Here is a 14,744-nt window from a genome sequence, read left to right on the forward strand (position 1 = left end):
TCCGAGTCAGCGCGCGTCCGCGCGGATGAGATCGGCGGCCTTCTCGCCGATCATGATGGTGGGTGCATTGGTGTTGCCGCCGATCAGCGTCGGCATGACGGAAGCGTCGACGACGCGCAGGCCGCCCACGCCGTGCACGCGCAAGCGGTCGTCGACGACGGCCATCGCATCGCGCCCCATCTTGCAAGTGCCCACCGGGTGGTATTGCGTGTCGGCGCGAGCGCGGATGTCGGCGATGAGGCCGGCTTCGTCATCGGCGCGCACCGGGTAGAGCATCTCGCCGCGGATGCCGTCGAAGGGCGAGGACTCGACGAGGCGCTGCTGGATCTGCGCGCCCTTGACGAGCAACTGCAGATCGCGCTCGTCGCTGAGGAAGCGCGGGTCGATGCGCGGTGCGGCCAGCGGGTCGGGCCCGGCCAGCTCGACGCTGCCACGGCTGTGCGGCCGCAGCACGTCCACATGGCAGGAGATGCCATGGCCCCAGTGCAGCTTGCGGGCATGGTCGTCGACGATGCCGAGCACGAAGACGAGCTGCAGATCCGGCACCGCCACCTGCGGGTCCGAGCGCAGGAAGGCGCCGGATTCGGCGATGCTGCTCGTCAGCAGGCCGGTGCGGTGGCGCCGCCATTCGCCGACGGCACGGGCCAGCCGCACGCCACCGCGCAGCGACACACCGAAGGTGGGCGTGGCCGAAGGGCAGCGCCAGGTCTGCACATGGTCGATGTGGTCCTGCAGGTTCTGGCCGACGCCGGGCAGGTCGCGCTGCACGTCCAGGCCCATGCGCTGCAGATGGGCACCGGGGCCGATGCCGGACAGCATCAGCAACTGGGGCGAACCGAAGGCCCCCGCGCTGACGATGACCTCGCGGCGCGCACGCACGAGGCGCGAGGCGCCGCCGACGCGGTAGTCCACGCCCACCGCGCGGGCGTTGGCCAGGCGCAGCTTGGTCGCTTTCGCGTGCGTGATGACCTGCAGATTGGGGCGGTCGAGATTGGGCGTGAGGTAGGCCTTGGCCGCGCTGCAGCGCTCGCCGTTGACCTGCGTCACCTGGTAGATGAAGGAGCCGAATTGCTCGGCGCCGTTGTAGTCGCCGATATTGGGCAGGCCCTGCAGCGCCGCGGCGGCGAGGAAGGCCTGGTTGATGGGACTGGGGCTGCGCGGCAGCGTGACATTCAGCGGCCCATCGCGGCCGTGCAGCGGGCAGTGGCCGAACTGCTCGTTGTGCTCGGCGCGGCGGAAATAGGGCAGCACCTCGTCATGGCTCCAGCCGCTGTTGCCCAGGCTGGCCCAGTGGTCGTAGTCGTGGCGGTGGCCACGCACATAGAGCATGGCGTTGATGGAGCTGCTGCCGCCCAGGGTCTTGCCGCGCGGCTGGTAGCCACGCCGGCCGTTCAGGCCGGGCTGGGGCACGGTCTCGTAGGCGTAGTTGTTGATGCGCGTGGGCACCATGGCGACGACGCCGGCCGGCGCGTGGATGAGGGCGCTGCTGTCCGGCCCGCCGTTTTCCAGCAGGGCCACCGTCACGCCGGGGTCTTCGCTGAGCCGCGCGGCCAGCACGCAGCCGGCCGAACCGGCACCCACGATCACGTAATCGAACTCCACAGCGCTTGTCTCCTCCAGCCTCTGGGCGGGCCGGGGAGCGAAGGATGAAAGCCGGCGGGTATTACGTCCAACGCATAATTAGTCGGCATTCATTGCGTGGAGCGCATAGTGAATCTGCGCCAGCTCTCCCACCTGATCGCGCTGGCCGACGAGGGCCGCTTCGTCGCCGCGGCGGAGCGCGTGCACCTGAGCCAGGCCGCTTTCAGCCGCAGCATCCAGGCCCTCGAAGCCGACTGGGGCCTGCGCCTGTTCGAGCGCGGTCCGCTGGGCGCCGTACTGACGCCGGCCGGCCGCACGCTGGTAGAGCGAGCGCGCCGCCTGGTCTTCGATGCCGACTGCCTGGAGCGCGATGCCGAGCTGCTGCGCGGCGGCTTGCTGGGCGAGTTGGCCTTTGGCGCCGGGCCCGTGCCGGCGGCCGTGCTGGTGCCGCCGCTGCTGGCCGAGTTGCGCCGCCAGGCGCCGGGCGTCGTCGCCCGCGTGCGCTACGGCAATGTGCCCAGCCTGCTGACGCTGCTGACCGACGAGGCCATCGAGTTCTTCGTTGCCGACCGGCGCATGCTGACCGACGCGAGCCGGCTGGAGATGGCGCCCGTGGCGCAGATCTATGGCGGCGTCTATGTCCGCAGCGGCCACCCGCTGCTGGGTGCGGAAAACGTGACGACGGCGGACCTGACGCGCTTCGGACTCGGTGTCGTGTCCACGTCACCGCAGCTCTTTGTCTACATCGCTCAGGGTCTGGGCTTCGCCAGCCCGGGCGAGCTGCCGGTCGTCGTCGAATGCGATGACGTCACCACGCTGGCGCGGCTGGCGGCCGACGGCGACATGCTGGCGCTGCTGCCACGCGCCCTGCCCACGGCCATCGAACTGGGCCTGCAGCCGCTGCGCGGCGTGAAGACCTTCGGCGATCTCTACGTGGACGCCCACGCCGTCTGGCTGCGCGGCCGCACGCTGGCGCCGGCGGCGGAGACGGCGATCCGGCTGTTCAGGGCGGTGGCGGGTTCGGGCAGCTGACGATCAGCGGGACGGCTTCACGCGCCGGGCGGCCGTCTCGATGCCCCAGGTGACGAGAGTGAGCTTCTGGCGATCACTCGCGAAGCGCAGTTCGAACGGGCGCTCCAGGGCGAAGTAGTGCGTCGGCGAGGCCGGCACAAAGGTCAGCTTGATCGACTGGCCTTCCAAGGTGCCTATCAATCGTCCGCCCTCGGCGATCAGCTGTAGCCGCATGGGTTGAGGCAAGTCCAGCTGCCATGCACCCTGGCGGGACCGCACCGCGGCCTCGGGCTGCCTGGCGGCGATGAAGGGCAGGCCGCCATCACCCGTCACCGGCGTCGCGGTCTCGGCGACGAGCCGCCATTGGCCATCCTCTTCACGCGCCCACAACGCCGTCCAGCGCGTGCTGCCCTGCCGGGGCAGGCCGCCGAAGTAGGTGAAGCTGCCGCGCTCCAGGCCGCTGAGCAGCACCACGCTGTCCGACACCCGCAGGCTCTCTTCCTCCAGCGTCTCGGACGCGACCTGGCGAAGCTGGTCGTTGCCGCGCCGGATCGCCAGCTGCGCGGCCGTGACGCGGCGGCCGCCAACGTCGGTGTAGACATAGCGCTTGGACAGGCCCTGCAGATAGGTGGCCATGTCACCGCGCCCATGCGCCGTGGACAGCTCGGCATCGCGGGCCTTGACCTCGGCGATCACTGGGTCTTCCGCCTCGGCGGCCCAGCCGATCGACTGGCCCAGCAGACCGGCGGCGACCAGCGCGACGAGGCGACCGCAGCGGCGCCACGGATCAAAGCGAGTGCAAGAGATCGGCATGGAATGCTCCCCTTGCCAGGATCGCCCCGGCAACACGCATCCTAGTAGTTCGCCCGCCGCTCAGCTCGCCGCCGCCATCCTCTCCGCCAGCCAGTCCACAAACACCCTCACCCGCGACGACAGCTGCCTGGCATGGGGAAACAGCACATAGACCGGCATCGGTGCCGGCTGCCAGTCGGCAAACACCTCGACCAGCTCGCCGCTCGCCAGCTCCTTTTCAAAGTTGTAGCGCGGCGCCTGGATGAAGCCCAGGCCGGCGAGGCAGCAGGCGCCATAGCCTGACGCGCTGTTGACGCTGACCGGGCCGCGCAGCACCAGGCTGTGCGGCTGGCCGTCGATGACGAAATCGAAGGGCAGGATGCGGCCGCTGCCGCCGATGTAGTTGACGGCCTGGTGCTCGTTGGCGAACTCCTCCAGCGTGCGCGGCAGGCCACGGCGGGCGATGTAGTCGCGGCTGGCACACGTCACCTGGCGCAGCTGGGCCACGCGCCGGCCCACCATGGACGAGTCCTTGGGCTCGCCCGAGCGCAGCACGCAGTCCACGCCTTCGCGCACGAGGTCGACAAAGCGGTCGCCCAGGCCGATCTCCAGTTCGACGTCGGGGTAGCGGGCATGGAAGTCGCCGAGATAGGGCAGCACGAAGCGCTGGGCCTGGTTGCCCTGCATGTCCACGCGCAGCTTGCCGCGCGGCTTGAGCTGGGCGCTGCGGAACAGGTCCTCGGCCTCGCCGACGTCCTGCAGGATCTGCTGGCAGCGCAGGTGATAGGCCTGGCCGTCCAGCGTCGGGCTCACGTGGCGCGTCGTGCGGTTGAGCAGGCGCACGCCCAGGCGCGCCTCCAGCTGCTGCACGGCCAGGCTGACCGAGGCGCGCGGCAGCTGCAGCTCGTCGGCGGCCTTGGTGAAGCTGGCCAGGTCGACGATGCGCACGAAGAGGCGCATCGCATCGAGTCGGTCCATGGCCGTTTGGCTCCAATTGTTTAGATGGACTGGATTGTTATGTCTTGTTCTGCTGATTTATCCGAACCAGCTCGAACAATACATTGAACTCACAGGGCCGCCACCGGTCCTGCCATCCAACCCCAACGACTGGAGCACCCCGTGAGCAACACCACCACTTCTTCTTCCTCTTCCCGCGTCGCCATCGTCACCGGCGCCTCGCGCGGCATCGGCGCGGCGATTGCGCAGCAACTTGCCGCCGATGGCCATGCCGTCGTCGTCAACTACGCCGGCAATGCCGTTGAAGCGCAAAAGGTCGTCGATGCGATCGTGGACCGTGGCGGCCGCGCCATCGCCGTGCAGGCCGACGTGGCCGACGCGGGCGCGGCCAAGCTGCTGTTCGACGCCGCCACCGAAGCCTTCGGCGGCGTTGACGTCCTCGTCAACAACGCCGGTGCCATGGCCAATGAACTGCCCCAGCTGGCGGACACCAGCGACGCTACTTTCGACCGCCTCTTCGACATCAATGTGAAGGGCAGTTTTTTCGCCATGCGCGAGGCGGCCAAGCGCCTGCGCCACGGCGGCCGCATCATCAATTTCTCGACCAGCGTCATCGGTCTGGCCCTGCCGGGCTATGCCGTCTACGCGGCCACCAAGAGCGCCATCGAGACGATGACGAACATCCTCGCCAAGGAGCTGCGCGGCAAGAACATCACCGTCAACGCCGTGGCCCCCGGCCCGACCGCGACGAATCTGTTCCTGAACGGCAAGACGCCCGAGCAGGTCGAGCGCCTGGCCAAGATGGCGCCGCTGGAGCGCCTGGGCCAACCCGAGGACATCGCGACGATCGTCGGCGTGCTGGCCGGCCCGCAGGGCGGCTGGGTCAACGGCCAGACGGTGCGCGTCAACGGCGGCATCGTCTGAGGAGGACTGCAGCATGAGCCAACAAGTCATCCTCGTCACCGGCGCCTCCAGTGGCATCGGCAAGCTGAGCGCGCTGGCCCTGGCCACCGCCGGCCACACCGTCTACGCCAGCATGCGCGGCGTGACCGCCAAGAACGCGGACAAGGCCCGCGAGCTGCGCGACTGGAGCTTCGCCCGCGGGCTGGACCTGCGCGTCGTGGAGCTGGACGTGCTGTCGCAGCCCAGCGCCGATGCGGCCGTCGCCACCATCGTGGCCGAACAGGGGCGGCTGGACGTCGTCATGCACAACGCCGGCCACCTCGTCGTCGGGCCGACCGAGGCCTACACGCCGGAGGAAATCACGGCCGTCTTCGACACCAATGTGCTGGGCGCCCAGCGCGTCAACCGCGCGGCATTGCCAGTGCTGCGCGAACAGCAGCGCGGCCTGCTGCTGTGGATAGGCAGCACGACGACGCGCGGCGGCTTCCCGCCCTTCCTCGGCCCCTATGCGGCGGCCAAGGCGGCGATGGACTCGTTGGCCGTGACGATGAGCTTCGAGCTGGCCCGCTTCGGCATCGAGACCAGCATCGTCGTGCCCGGCGCCTTCACCAGCGGCACGGATCATTTCGCCAACGCCGGCAAGCCGGCCGACGCGGCCAAGGCCACGGCCTATGCGCGCTACGCCGGCCTGATGGACCAGATCGGCGCGCGCCTGACCGCATTGATGCCGCCCGAGGCCGACCCGCAGGCGGTGGCCGACGAGGTCGCGCGCATCGTCGGCCTGGCCCATGGCCAGCGACCTTTCCGCTCGGTGGTGGACTTCATGGACGACGGCGCGGCCGCCGTCACCGAGGTAGCCGAACGCATGCGCGAGGAATTCGCCGCGCGCATCGGCATCGCGGATCTGCTCAGGCCGGCCGTCGTCTGATCAGAAGCTGAAATTGACCGGCGTCACGCCGCCAGCCGTCACCACCACCGGGGTCATCACCTGGGTCGTGCCGTTGAGATTGGCATTCAACGTGTAGAGCAGATCGACACCGCTGGCGCCGGAGATGAAGTTCAGCATGGCCGGCGGCGCGGCATAGGTTGCCACCCAAGGCGGCGCGGCCGGCAAGCGCAGCGTGTAGGCGCCGGTGGTCGAGTCCGACAGGGTCTCGGCGATCGTCACGACGCGCCCGCCGCTGAGTTGCTGGGTCGCCCGGACGCCGGCGGTGGCGGCCACGTCGGCAGCCTTCACGCTGCCCAGAACCTGGCCGTCGACGGCGGCCACGGGTGTCAACGGCGCGGCCGAGGTACTGACAGCGGTCACGGCGCTGGCTGTCACCGGCACGCCCGTCACGACCAGCGTGGCCCGCGATGTGGCCTTGACAACGAGGTCGTAAGTGCCCGCCGCCACCGGTGCCAGCACGAAGCGGCCGCTGGCCTCGGGCGTGGTGGCCTTCAGCACGACGCCGCCCTGTTGCAGGCTGACGACCGTGCCGCCATTGGCGACGCTGGCATCCACATAGCCGCTGACGCCCGACAGCAGATTGGGCACGACGGAGACGACGGGCTTGAGCAGGTATTGCCCCGAGTTGCCTGCGCTGACGACGGATTTGCAGGCGTCAAAGTCAAGCACGAAGTCGGCCAGCTGGTTGGCCGCGATGTCGATGTTGGCATTGAGCTTGAGGCCGCTCGTCTGGCCGCTGGGCGTCTTCAGCGCGACCTCGCTGCCACCGCTGGGCACCACCGAATTGGCCAGCGGCGTGGCCGTGCTGTTCTCGGCCAGCACCAGGCGCAGCTGGGCGTAATGGCCCACGGCCAGCGGTACCTGGCCGAGGCTGGCGAGCACGCCGTTCTGTAGCTCCAGCAGGTCGAAGCGCTGTGTCGGTCCGACCGTCAGATCCGTCCAACCCGCGCCGTCCTCGCTGGCATCGGCGCTGGCGTTGACGCGCACCTTTTGTACGGTCACATAGACATGGTCGAAGCCGCAGGCTGGCGCGTCGGTGAGGCTGAGGGCGAGGGTGCCCGAGATGTTGTTGGACGGTGTCGTGACGACCGGCGCACCGCCATCGTCGCCACCCCCACCGCAGGCCACCAGGACCAGGGCTGCCGCGCATGCACTCAGGGTTGGGTACTTCATGAGAACCTCCAATCGTGACCCCTCCCCGCCAACAGTGTTGGCTTTCGCCATGTGCCCAGGCTTTACGAATCGCGTCGGGTTGTTACCCGCTCACCGTCGCCTGCGCGCGGCGGCGGCCAGCTCCTGAGGGCTGACCACCCAGGCCGGATTGCCCACCACGCGCTCGACGACGAGGTCGATGAAGGCGCGCACCCGCGCCGGCTGGGCCACGCGGCTGCCGTAGTAGAGGTAAAGGCCGAGGTGGGCGCAGACATGCTCGGTCAGCAGCGGCACGAGCTGGCCGCTGCGGATCAGCGGGGCGGCCGTGGCGCCGACGAGCTGGCCGATGCACTGCCCGGCCACCACGGCATGGGCCTCCAGCTCGACGTCGTTGGTCATGAAGATCGAAGCGACGTCGCGCCCGACGATCTCGTCGCCCACCAGGAACTCCCAGGGCATGGCCTTGCCGGTGCTCGGGTGGCGAAAGCCGCTGCAGCGGTGGCGCGCGAGCTCATCGATGCTCCGCGGCGCGCCGTGGCGGGCGATATAGCCCGGTGCGGCGCAGACGATGAGCTGCAGCGGCATCAGATGGCGGGCGATCAGGCCTTCGCCCGGCGGCGTGCCGGCCCGAAAGCCCACGTCGACGCGGTCCGCCACCCAGTCGCCGATGCGGTCGTCCAGCTGCACATCGGGTTCCACATCGGGATGACGGGCACAGAACTCCTCCAGCACCGGCCACAGCACCGGCAGCATCAGCGAGCGCGCGGCCGTGATGCGCAGTGGCCCGGCGATGACATCGCGGCCCTGGCGCGCCCCGTGCAGCGCGCGCTGCAGCGCCTGCAGGCCGGGCGCGGCGGCGCCGAGAAAGCGCTCGCCCTCCTCCGTCAGGCTGAGCCGGCGCGTCGTGCGGTGGAAGAGGCGCACGCCGAGATAGCTCTCCAGCTGCGTCAGCGCCTGGCTGGCCGCCTGCGGCGTGATGCCCTGCGCCACGGCGGCCTGGCGCAGGCTACCCAGCTCGGCAGCCTTGGTGAAGGTGGTGATGGCGCGCAGTTCGTTGAATGCCATTGTCACGATTCACTTGCTAATCAATGACGAGATTCTGGGCTAGTTGAATATCAATCGCGATCCTAAATTTCGCTCCATCGGCCGATCCACCTTCAACACCCAGGAGCCCCCACATGACCACGACCCCCAACTTCAAGCGCGTCTGGATGATCACCGGCGCCTCGCGCGGCATCGGCGCACGCATCGCCGAAGCCGCCCTGGCCCAAGGCGACGCCGTCGTCGCGACGGCCCGTGACGCCGCCACCATCGAGAAGCGCTTTGGCGCCCAGCCCGGCCTGCTGGCCGTGGCCCTGGACGTCACCGACGAGTCCCAGGCCGCTCGGGCCACGGCCGCCGCGCTGGCCCGCTTCGGTCGCATCGACGTCCTCGTCAACAATGCCGGCTACGGCCTGCTCGGCGCCGTCGAGGAGGCCAGCGCCGACGAGGTGCGCCGCCTGTACGAGACCAATGTCTTCGGCCTGCTGAACGTGACCCGCGCCGTGCTGCCGCAGATGCGCGAGCGCCGCAGCGGCCATGTCATCAACATCTCGTCGCTGGGCGGGGTCCGTTCGGCCGCGGGTTTCGGCGTCTACTGCTCGACCAAGTTCGCCGTCGAGGGCATCACCGAGGCCCTGCATGCCGAGCTCGCGCCGCTGGGCATCCATGCCACCGTCGTCGAGCCCGGCTATTTCCGCACCGAGTTCCTGGAAGGCCAGTCCCTGGTCACGTCGCCGCGCGAGCTGGCCGACTACGCCGCCAGTGCCGGCCAGGTGCGCGAGGCCGCCAGGCGCATCAGCCTCAACCAGCCCGGCGACCCCGAGCGCCTGGCCCAGGCCATGCTGACGCTGGTGGACGCCAAGACGCCGCCGCTGCGCCTGCCCATGGGCACGGACACGCTGCAGGCGATTGCCGACAAGCACGCCTTTGTCGAGCGCGAGACGGCTGAGTGGCGCAGCCTGGCGGCGTCGACGGACTTCCCGAAGCTGCAGGCCGCCTGAGGCCTCAGCCGCGGCGCTTGCCGCTGTCGTGCACCACTTCGCCATCGGACTTGGTAAACGGCGGCAACGGCCCGACGGGCAGCAACTCCAGCACCGCCTCGGACGGCCGGCACAGCGCGGTTCCCAGGGGCGTCACGACGATGGGGCGGTTCAGCAGCACGGGGTGCTGCTCGATCGCATCCAGCAGCGCGTCGTCGCCCAAGGCCGGGTCGCCCAGGCCGAGTTCGGTGAACACGGCTTCCTTGTCGCGCAACAGCGCGCGCAGCGGCTGGCCCGTCGCCGTGGCGATGGCGCGAATCTCGTCGCGGCTCGGCAGCGCGTTCATGTATTCGACGACATGCGGCTCCAGGCCGGCATGGCGGATCAACGCGAGCACATTGCGCGAGGTGCCGCACTTGGGGTTGTGGAAGAGGGTGATGTCGCTCATGGCGCTACCTTAGCCTGTGTGGCGACGCCGGCCAGGCGCTCGGGGGGTGTCGCTGTCAGCAGCGCCAGCAGCCCCACAATCTCGCGGCTGACTTTTTCACCCCGCAATGCGCCTCATCTCACTCGCCCTGCTGACCACCGCCTTTGCCCTGCCCGGCTGCAACAAGCGCCTGGCCGACGTGCCCGCCGCGTTGCCGGCCGCCTCCGCGGCACAGGACAGCAGCGCGACGGCCAGGCTGCGCGAGGAGGGCGACGGCCTGCTGTCCCTGCACCGCCAGATCGTCGTGCTGATGGACGGCGAGGCCGCGCTGCCAGCCGCCCAACGCCGCGAGGTGCAGGCCCTGGGCCAGCAGCTCTTCCATGAACTGCTGCAGCGCCAGCAGCGCCTGGCCGATCTCGCGCTGAAGCCCGAGTCGCTGGAAGCCACCGCGGCCCTGCTGACGCGCATCGAGAGCGAGCCCAGCTGGTTCGATGCCGACCGCCTGGCCTTCAAGGAAGTGCTGGGCCAGCTCGCCACCGGCCTGAAAAGCGCGCAGACGCTGGACGGCATCAAGCTGGCACGCCGCGCCCAGGAGGACCTGGACACGCTGGCCGAGGTCGAGAAGGCCTATGAACAGGAGCTGAAGGAAGTCTTCGGCGGCTTTGCCAAGCGTGGCATCGAGTTGAAGCGCGAGCGCTGGAGCGATTACGTCGCCAAGTTGAAGGCCCTGCACACGCGCGACGCCGTCATGAAGCAGCACGGTGCCCAGCTGCCTGCCGCGGCCGACCTGGCGCCCGAGCCGGTCGCGTCTGGCGCCATGCGCGGCGTGGCCGCCAAGGAGCGCGAGGTCTTCGGCGACAAGCTGCCGCCCAAGACCGTGCTGCTGACCTTCGACGACGGCCCGCATGCGCGTTACACCGACGAGATCCTGGAGATCCTGAAGCGCTACAACGCACCGGCCGTGTTCTTCCAGCTCGGCCAGAACCTCGGCAAAGTCGATGCCGACGGCAAGATCCAGCCGGGCAATGGCAGCGCCGTGGCCAAGCGGGTTCTCGCCGCTGGCCACCAGCTGGCCAACCACAGCTTCACGCATGGGCTGATGTCCAAGTTCGAGCTGGTCAAGGTCAAGGAAGAAGCCGCCAACACGGAGGCGCTGCTGGATGCGGCGGGTCGCAATGGCGACGCGTTGTTTCGATTCCCTTATGGCGCGCGCAACGACGGCGCGCTGACGACGATCGAGGCGCTGAAGCTGCGCTCGATGATGTGGAACGTCGACTCCCTGGACTGGAGCGACCCCATCCCCAAGAGCATCGCCGCGCGCGTGATGGCCGAACTGGACAAGCAGCAGCGCGGCATCGTGCTCTTCCACGACATCCACGCTCGCACCGTGCAGGCCCTGCCGCTGGTGCTGGACCAGCTCGCCGCCGAGGGCTGGCGCTTTGCGAGCTTCAAGGACGGGCAGTTCGTCGTGTCCACCGACAAGACCGCCGCCGCGCCGCCGCCTGCGCCCGGCGAGCTGTATCGCGACAGCCACGCCCTGGTCATCGGCATCAACCAATACACGGCCTGGCCCAAGCTGTCGCACGCGGTCCGTGACGCGCAAGCCGTGCGCGAATCGCTGGTCACGCGCTTCGGCTTCGCGCCCGACCGCGTCACGCTGCTGACCGATGCGGAGGCGACGCGCGCCAACATCCTGAAGGCGCTCAACGAACGCTTCGGCGACAGCAAGCGCGTCAAGCGCGACGACCGCGTCTTCGTCTTCTTCGCCGGCCATGGCAGCACGCGCAAGCTGCCCAGCGGCCGCGAGGTGGGCTATATCGTGCCAGTGGATGCGGGGCTCAACGACCTGCAGACCGACGCCATCGCCATGCCCCAACTGCAGGAAGTGGCCGAGGCCATCACGGCCAAGCACGCGCTGTTCGTCATCGACGCCTGCTACTCGGGTCTCGGCCTGACGCGGGGCGGCTCGGCGGCGGCCGACAGCAACTTCGCCCGCACCAACGCCCGCCGCATCGGCCGCCAGATGATGACGGCCGGCGGCGCCGACCAGCAGGTGGCCGACGACGGCCCCGGCGGCCATTCCGTCTTCACGTGGACGCTGCTGCAGGCCCTGAACGGCAAGGCCGACCTGAACGGCGACGGCCTCATCACCGCCACCGAACTGGCCGCCTACGTGGCGCCCGCCGTTTCGTCCATCGCCCACCAGACGCCGGCCTTCGGCAGCCTGCCGGGCTCGGAAGGCGGCGAGTTCATCTTCGAGCTGCCGGTAGCGCAGGAGCCCGCGCTGAGCGGCGCCGTGGCCCAGCTGGACGACAAGGCCAGCCAGTTCGCCGCCAAGCTCGACGAGGCCAGCAGCGCCGGCCGCCAGGTGGCCGCTGCGGCCAGTGGCGCAGCGAGTTCCGTGCAGGTGACCATCAAGGGCCTGGACGGCAAGGACCAGGCCCTGGCCGCCACCACCGCCCGCGTCGACCCCGGCGCCCGCGTCACCGCCCAACGCGCCAACGACCGCGGCCTGCAGCTCTACCGGGAGCGCCGCTACGACGAGGCCGAAGCCGCGTTCAAGGAGGCTTTACAGCTGCAACCGAAGTTCGCGCTGGCCGCCAACAACCTCGGCTTCGTGCTGTACCGGCGCGGCAAGCCGGCGGAGGCGGCGGTCTGGTTCGAGAAGGCCGTCGAGATGGACGGCAGCCGGTCGCTGGCCTGGCTCAACCTCGGCGACGCGCGCCTGCTGGCGGGCGACGAAGGCAAGGCGATGGCGGCGTACAAGACCTTCCTGGAGCTGGCGCCCAAGCATGCGCGGGCGGCGGAGCTGCAGGCATGGATTGCGAATCCGTCGGAGGGGACGCGGCCGAAGCCGGTGTGAGCTGCAGGCTGATCTCAGATGGAAGTCGACTCGACTCTGATGCTCTGCGCCGCCGCAATTGGCGCAGCTCAGGTGTTGGATTGCAGCCTGCTTCGGTCGGGCCGCAAACAAGGCAAGACAGCCTTTGCCTTCTCCACCATCGAGTGGCTTTGGGGCGCAATGTGCGTCTATTTGCTTGTCAACAACACTGACCGTTTCCCGTCGTGGTTGGCCGGCGTCTTTGTGGCCCAGCTCGCCGCATGGGTGCTGTACGTCGTCGTCCAGATGACGCGCGGCCGCGCAGCGGAAACCTTTGAACTCTCTCCGTCGGAGGCGCTGGCGGGCGGTGCGTTCGGAGCGTCCTATGCCATCGCTTCCTTGGTCGCTTGGTTCTGGCGCTGATGTCATCAGCTACTTCTCAGCGCTGCACTCCATCAACCCCTTCAACGCCCTCAAATCCTTGCGCACATGCGCCGCATCCTGCTCAAAGGCCTGATCACTCGCCCCCGCCATCCTCAGCACGACGAAGCTCAGCGCACAGCCCTCATCCACCGGTGTGACGCGGAAGGCGTTGTGCGTGGTCACGCCGTCCGGCGTCGTCACGTCATGGTCCAGCACGCCGAAGTCGTTTCGCGGCGCCATGCGGATCTGGATGCGGCCCATGGGTGAGTCGGGCACCACCCAGTGGTCGCCTTCCGGTTCGATGTCGGCCGTCGCCAGGCCCGAGGCCCAGAGGTGCAGGTTCTCGCGCCGGCGGGCGAACTCGTAGACCTGCTGCGCCGGCGCGGCGACGGTTTCGCTGACGACCCTGATTTCGCGTGGCATGCAGACCTCCGGTGCGCTGGAGCTTGTCACAGGGACTGGCGGGTAGGCAAACCGCGCTCCTGCTGGCACTGCAGGCCGGCCAGATTCAGCCTGCAGACATCAGCCCGTCCTCATCCTGTGTTCCACTCCGCCTTGAAGTCTGTCCGTGCTGATGTCTTCCGGAGATCTTGATGCCCTCATCTGCCTCGCTCCCCGCCGCAACCCGACGCGACGTGCTTCGCGACGAGTTGCTCGCCACCGTCGGCCTGCTCAAGCAGCGACGCGCGGCCGAGATCGCGGAGGGCTATATCGACGACTATGTCGCCATGCACTGGATGGAATGGCAAGGCGGYACGCTGCGCCTGACGACGACCGGCGAAAACGTCTGCAAGCACCTGAAGGCCTTGCTGGCCCGCACCGCGCCGCGCTCCGCCATCTGAGGGCGCCACGGGCCTGGCCCGAGGCCCAACCATCGCCATGCCCACCATCGATCCCCTGCTGCTGGCGACCGTCCGCATCGCCACCTTTGACGGCAGCAAGGGCCTGACGAACGCGACGGGTTTTTTCTTCCGGCGCGACGACCGGCTCTACCTGGTCAGCAGCCGCCATGTCTTCATCGACGAAGAAAGCGGCCATCTGCCCGACCGCATCGAGATCGAGCTGCATGGCGATGCGGAGAACCTGGCCGACTCCATCGGTTGGTCGGCGCTGCTGTACCACGATGGCCTGGCGAGTTGGCGCCAGGGCGGGGACGACGGCGGCGACATCGACGTGGCCGTGCTGCAGATCGACCACGACGCCCTGCCCTCCACGGTCGCGCTGGCGGCGTTCACGCCCGAGAACCTGCCCGCCGCGGACGAAGCGGTCGCCATCGGCGAGGCGGTGCTGATCCCGGGCTTTCCGCTCGGCTTTCATGACGGGCTGCACCATTTCCCCGTGCTGCGCCAGGGCATCGTCGCCTCGCCCTACGGGTGGCGCTTCCAGGGCATGGGCTGGTTCCTGACCGATGCGCGGACGCATCGCGGCATCAGCGGCGCACCTGTCGTCGTGCGCGCGCCAGGCCGCACGGCACTGCCCTGGTTGCTGCTGGGCATCCATTCCACGCGGCTGGACATGGGCAACCGCGACCTGGCGGTCGACGAGTCGCTGGGGCTCAACGCGTCCTGGTATGCAGACATCCTCATGACGCTGACAGAAGAAGCGCCCGTCTCCCCGCCAGACGACGTGGCCGACAAGCCTGAGGGCCCGGCAGCGACGCCGCCGCCGAAAGTGCAAGGCGACGCCCCGGCCTGAAGGCGCCGGCGG

General features: G+C 69.1%; 15 protein-coding genes. 8 read left to right on the forward strand and 7 right to left on the reverse strand.

Annotation, left to right across the window (positions count from 1 at the left end; genetic code table 11):
- Window positions 1–6: 6 nt before the first annotated feature.
- Window positions 7–1,602 carry a GMC family oxidoreductase gene (locus AC1DW3_RS04795; RefSeq protein ID WP_477929090.1) on the reverse strand — a complete coding sequence of 532 codons (1,596 nt, stop codon included), beginning with the start codon at window positions 1,600–1,602 and terminating at the stop codon, window positions 7–9.
- Window positions 1,603–1,710: 108 nt separating this feature from the next.
- Between AC1DW3_RS04795 and AC1DW3_RS04800 the strand changes: the two genes are divergently transcribed.
- Window positions 1,711–2,613, forward strand: coding sequence for a LysR family transcriptional regulator (locus tag AC1DW3_RS04800; protein ID WP_477929092.1), 903 nt, complete (start codon window positions 1,711–1,713; stop codon window positions 2,611–2,613).
- Between the two features lie 3 nt (window positions 2,614–2,616).
- Here the strand turns inward: AC1DW3_RS04800 and AC1DW3_RS04805 are convergent, their stop codons facing one another.
- Window positions 2,617–3,405 carry a YybH family protein gene (locus AC1DW3_RS04805; protein ID WP_477929094.1) on the reverse strand — a complete coding sequence of 263 codons (789 nt, stop codon included), beginning with the start codon at window positions 3,403–3,405 and terminating at the stop codon, window positions 2,617–2,619.
- A 60-nt stretch (window positions 3,406–3,465) separates the two neighbouring features.
- On the reverse strand, window positions 3,466–4,362 hold the full coding sequence (locus tag AC1DW3_RS04810; protein WP_477929096.1) for a LysR family transcriptional regulator: 897 nt from the start codon (window positions 4,360–4,362) through the stop codon (window positions 3,466–3,468).
- A gap of 141 nt (window positions 4,363–4,503) precedes the next feature.
- Here AC1DW3_RS04810 and AC1DW3_RS04815 point away from each other — a divergent pair, with 141 nt between their 5' ends.
- Complete coding sequence (locus tag AC1DW3_RS04815; RefSeq protein WP_477929097.1) at window positions 4,504–5,265, forward strand: SDR family oxidoreductase; 762 nt, start codon at window positions 4,504–4,506, stop codon at window positions 5,263–5,265.
- Window positions 5,266–5,278: 13 nt separating this feature from the next.
- On the forward strand, window positions 5,279–6,172 hold the full coding sequence (locus AC1DW3_RS04820) for an SDR family oxidoreductase (protein ID WP_477929099.1): 894 nt from the start codon (window positions 5,279–5,281) through the stop codon (window positions 6,170–6,172).
- On the opposite strand, the gene AC1DW3_RS04825 is transcribed toward AC1DW3_RS04820, so the two are convergent.
- Entirely contained in the window at window positions 6,173–7,366 is a 1,194-nt protein-coding gene (locus AC1DW3_RS04825) for a DUF4382 domain-containing protein (protein ID WP_477929101.1), read from the reverse strand.
- Window positions 7,367–7,456: 90 nt separating this feature from the next.
- Window positions 7,457–8,410, reverse strand: coding sequence for a LysR family transcriptional regulator (locus AC1DW3_RS04830; RefSeq protein ID WP_477929103.1), 954 nt, complete (start codon window positions 8,408–8,410; stop codon window positions 7,457–7,459).
- 113 nt (window positions 8,411–8,523) lie between these two features.
- On the opposite strand from AC1DW3_RS04830, the gene AC1DW3_RS04835 reads away from it, so the two are divergent.
- Window positions 8,524–9,387 carry an oxidoreductase gene (locus AC1DW3_RS04835; protein ID WP_477929105.1) on the forward strand — a complete coding sequence of 288 codons (864 nt, stop codon included), beginning with the start codon at window positions 8,524–8,526 and terminating at the stop codon, window positions 9,385–9,387.
- 4 nt (window positions 9,388–9,391) lie between these two features.
- On the opposite strand, the gene arsC is transcribed toward AC1DW3_RS04835, so the two are convergent.
- Window positions 9,392–9,814 (reverse strand): arsenate reductase (glutaredoxin), encoded by a 423-nt coding sequence (gene arsC, locus AC1DW3_RS04840; protein WP_477929107.1) that lies wholly within the window; start codon window positions 9,812–9,814, stop codon window positions 9,392–9,394.
- A gap of 106 nt (window positions 9,815–9,920) precedes the next feature.
- Here arsC and AC1DW3_RS04845 point away from each other — a divergent pair, with 106 nt between their 5' ends.
- On the forward strand, window positions 9,921–12,656 hold the full coding sequence (locus AC1DW3_RS04845; RefSeq protein ID WP_477929110.1) for a polysaccharide deacetylase family protein: 2,736 nt from the start codon (window positions 9,921–9,923) through the stop codon (window positions 12,654–12,656).
- Window positions 12,657–12,674: 18 nt separating this feature from the next.
- Window positions 12,675–13,037, forward strand: coding sequence for a hypothetical protein (locus tag AC1DW3_RS04850; protein WP_477929112.1), 363 nt, complete (start codon window positions 12,675–12,677; stop codon window positions 13,035–13,037).
- 9 nt (window positions 13,038–13,046) lie between these two features.
- Here AC1DW3_RS04850 and AC1DW3_RS04855 read toward each other — a convergent pair whose 3' ends face one another.
- On the reverse strand, window positions 13,047–13,460 hold the full coding sequence (locus AC1DW3_RS04855) for an SRPBCC family protein (RefSeq protein WP_477929114.1): 414 nt from the start codon (window positions 13,458–13,460) through the stop codon (window positions 13,047–13,049).
- A 170-nt stretch (window positions 13,461–13,630) separates the two neighbouring features.
- Here AC1DW3_RS04855 and AC1DW3_RS04860 point away from each other — a divergent pair, with 170 nt between their 5' ends.
- Window positions 13,631–13,879 (forward strand): hypothetical protein, encoded by a 249-nt coding sequence (locus AC1DW3_RS04860; protein ID WP_477929115.1) that lies wholly within the window; start codon window positions 13,631–13,633, stop codon window positions 13,877–13,879.
- A gap of 37 nt (window positions 13,880–13,916) precedes the next feature.
- The gene (locus AC1DW3_RS04865) at window positions 13,917–14,732 is read left to right on the forward strand and encodes a S1 family peptidase (protein ID WP_477929117.1); all 816 of its coding nucleotides are present in this window, start codon (window positions 13,917–13,919) and stop codon (window positions 14,730–14,732) included.
- Window positions 14,733–14,744: the final 12 nt, after the last annotated feature.

The organism is Roseateles sp. P2_H4 (assembly GCF_056403315.1).

Coding starts and splice junctions, on each gene's coding strand:
- AC1DW3_RS04850 (WP_477929112.1), top strand. CDS start 12,675: ATGGAAGTCGACTCGACTCTGATGCTCTGCGCCGCCGCAATTGGCGCA.
- AC1DW3_RS04805 (WP_477929094.1), bottom strand. CDS start 3,405: ATGCCGATCTCTTGCACTCGCTTTGATCCGTGGCGCCGCTGCGGTCGC.
- AC1DW3_RS04820 (WP_477929099.1), top strand. CDS start 5,279: ATGAGCCAACAAGTCATCCTCGTCACCGGCGCCTCCAGTGGCATCGGC.
- AC1DW3_RS04845 (WP_477929110.1), top strand. CDS start 9,921: ATGCGCCTCATCTCACTCGCCCTGCTGACCACCGCCTTTGCCCTGCCC.
- AC1DW3_RS04830 (WP_477929103.1), bottom strand. CDS start 8,410: ATGGCATTCAACGAACTGCGCGCCATCACCACCTTCACCAAGGCTGCC.
- arsC (WP_477929107.1), bottom strand. CDS start 9,814: ATGAGCGACATCACCCTCTTCCACAACCCCAAGTGCGGCACCTCGCGC.
- AC1DW3_RS04825 (WP_477929101.1), bottom strand. CDS start 7,366: ATGAAGTACCCAACCCTGAGTGCATGCGCGGCAGCCCTGGTCCTGGTG.
- AC1DW3_RS04810 (WP_477929096.1), bottom strand. CDS start 4,362: ATGGACCGACTCGATGCGATGCGCCTCTTCGTGCGCATCGTCGACCTG.
- AC1DW3_RS04855 (WP_477929114.1), bottom strand. CDS start 13,460: ATGCCACGCGAAATCAGGGTCGTCAGCGAAACCGTCGCCGCGCCGGCG.
- AC1DW3_RS04835 (WP_477929105.1), top strand. CDS start 8,524: ATGACCACGACCCCCAACTTCAAGCGCGTCTGGATGATCACCGGCGCC.
- AC1DW3_RS04865 (WP_477929117.1), top strand. CDS start 13,917: ATGCCCACCATCGATCCCCTGCTGCTGGCGACCGTCCGCATCGCCACC.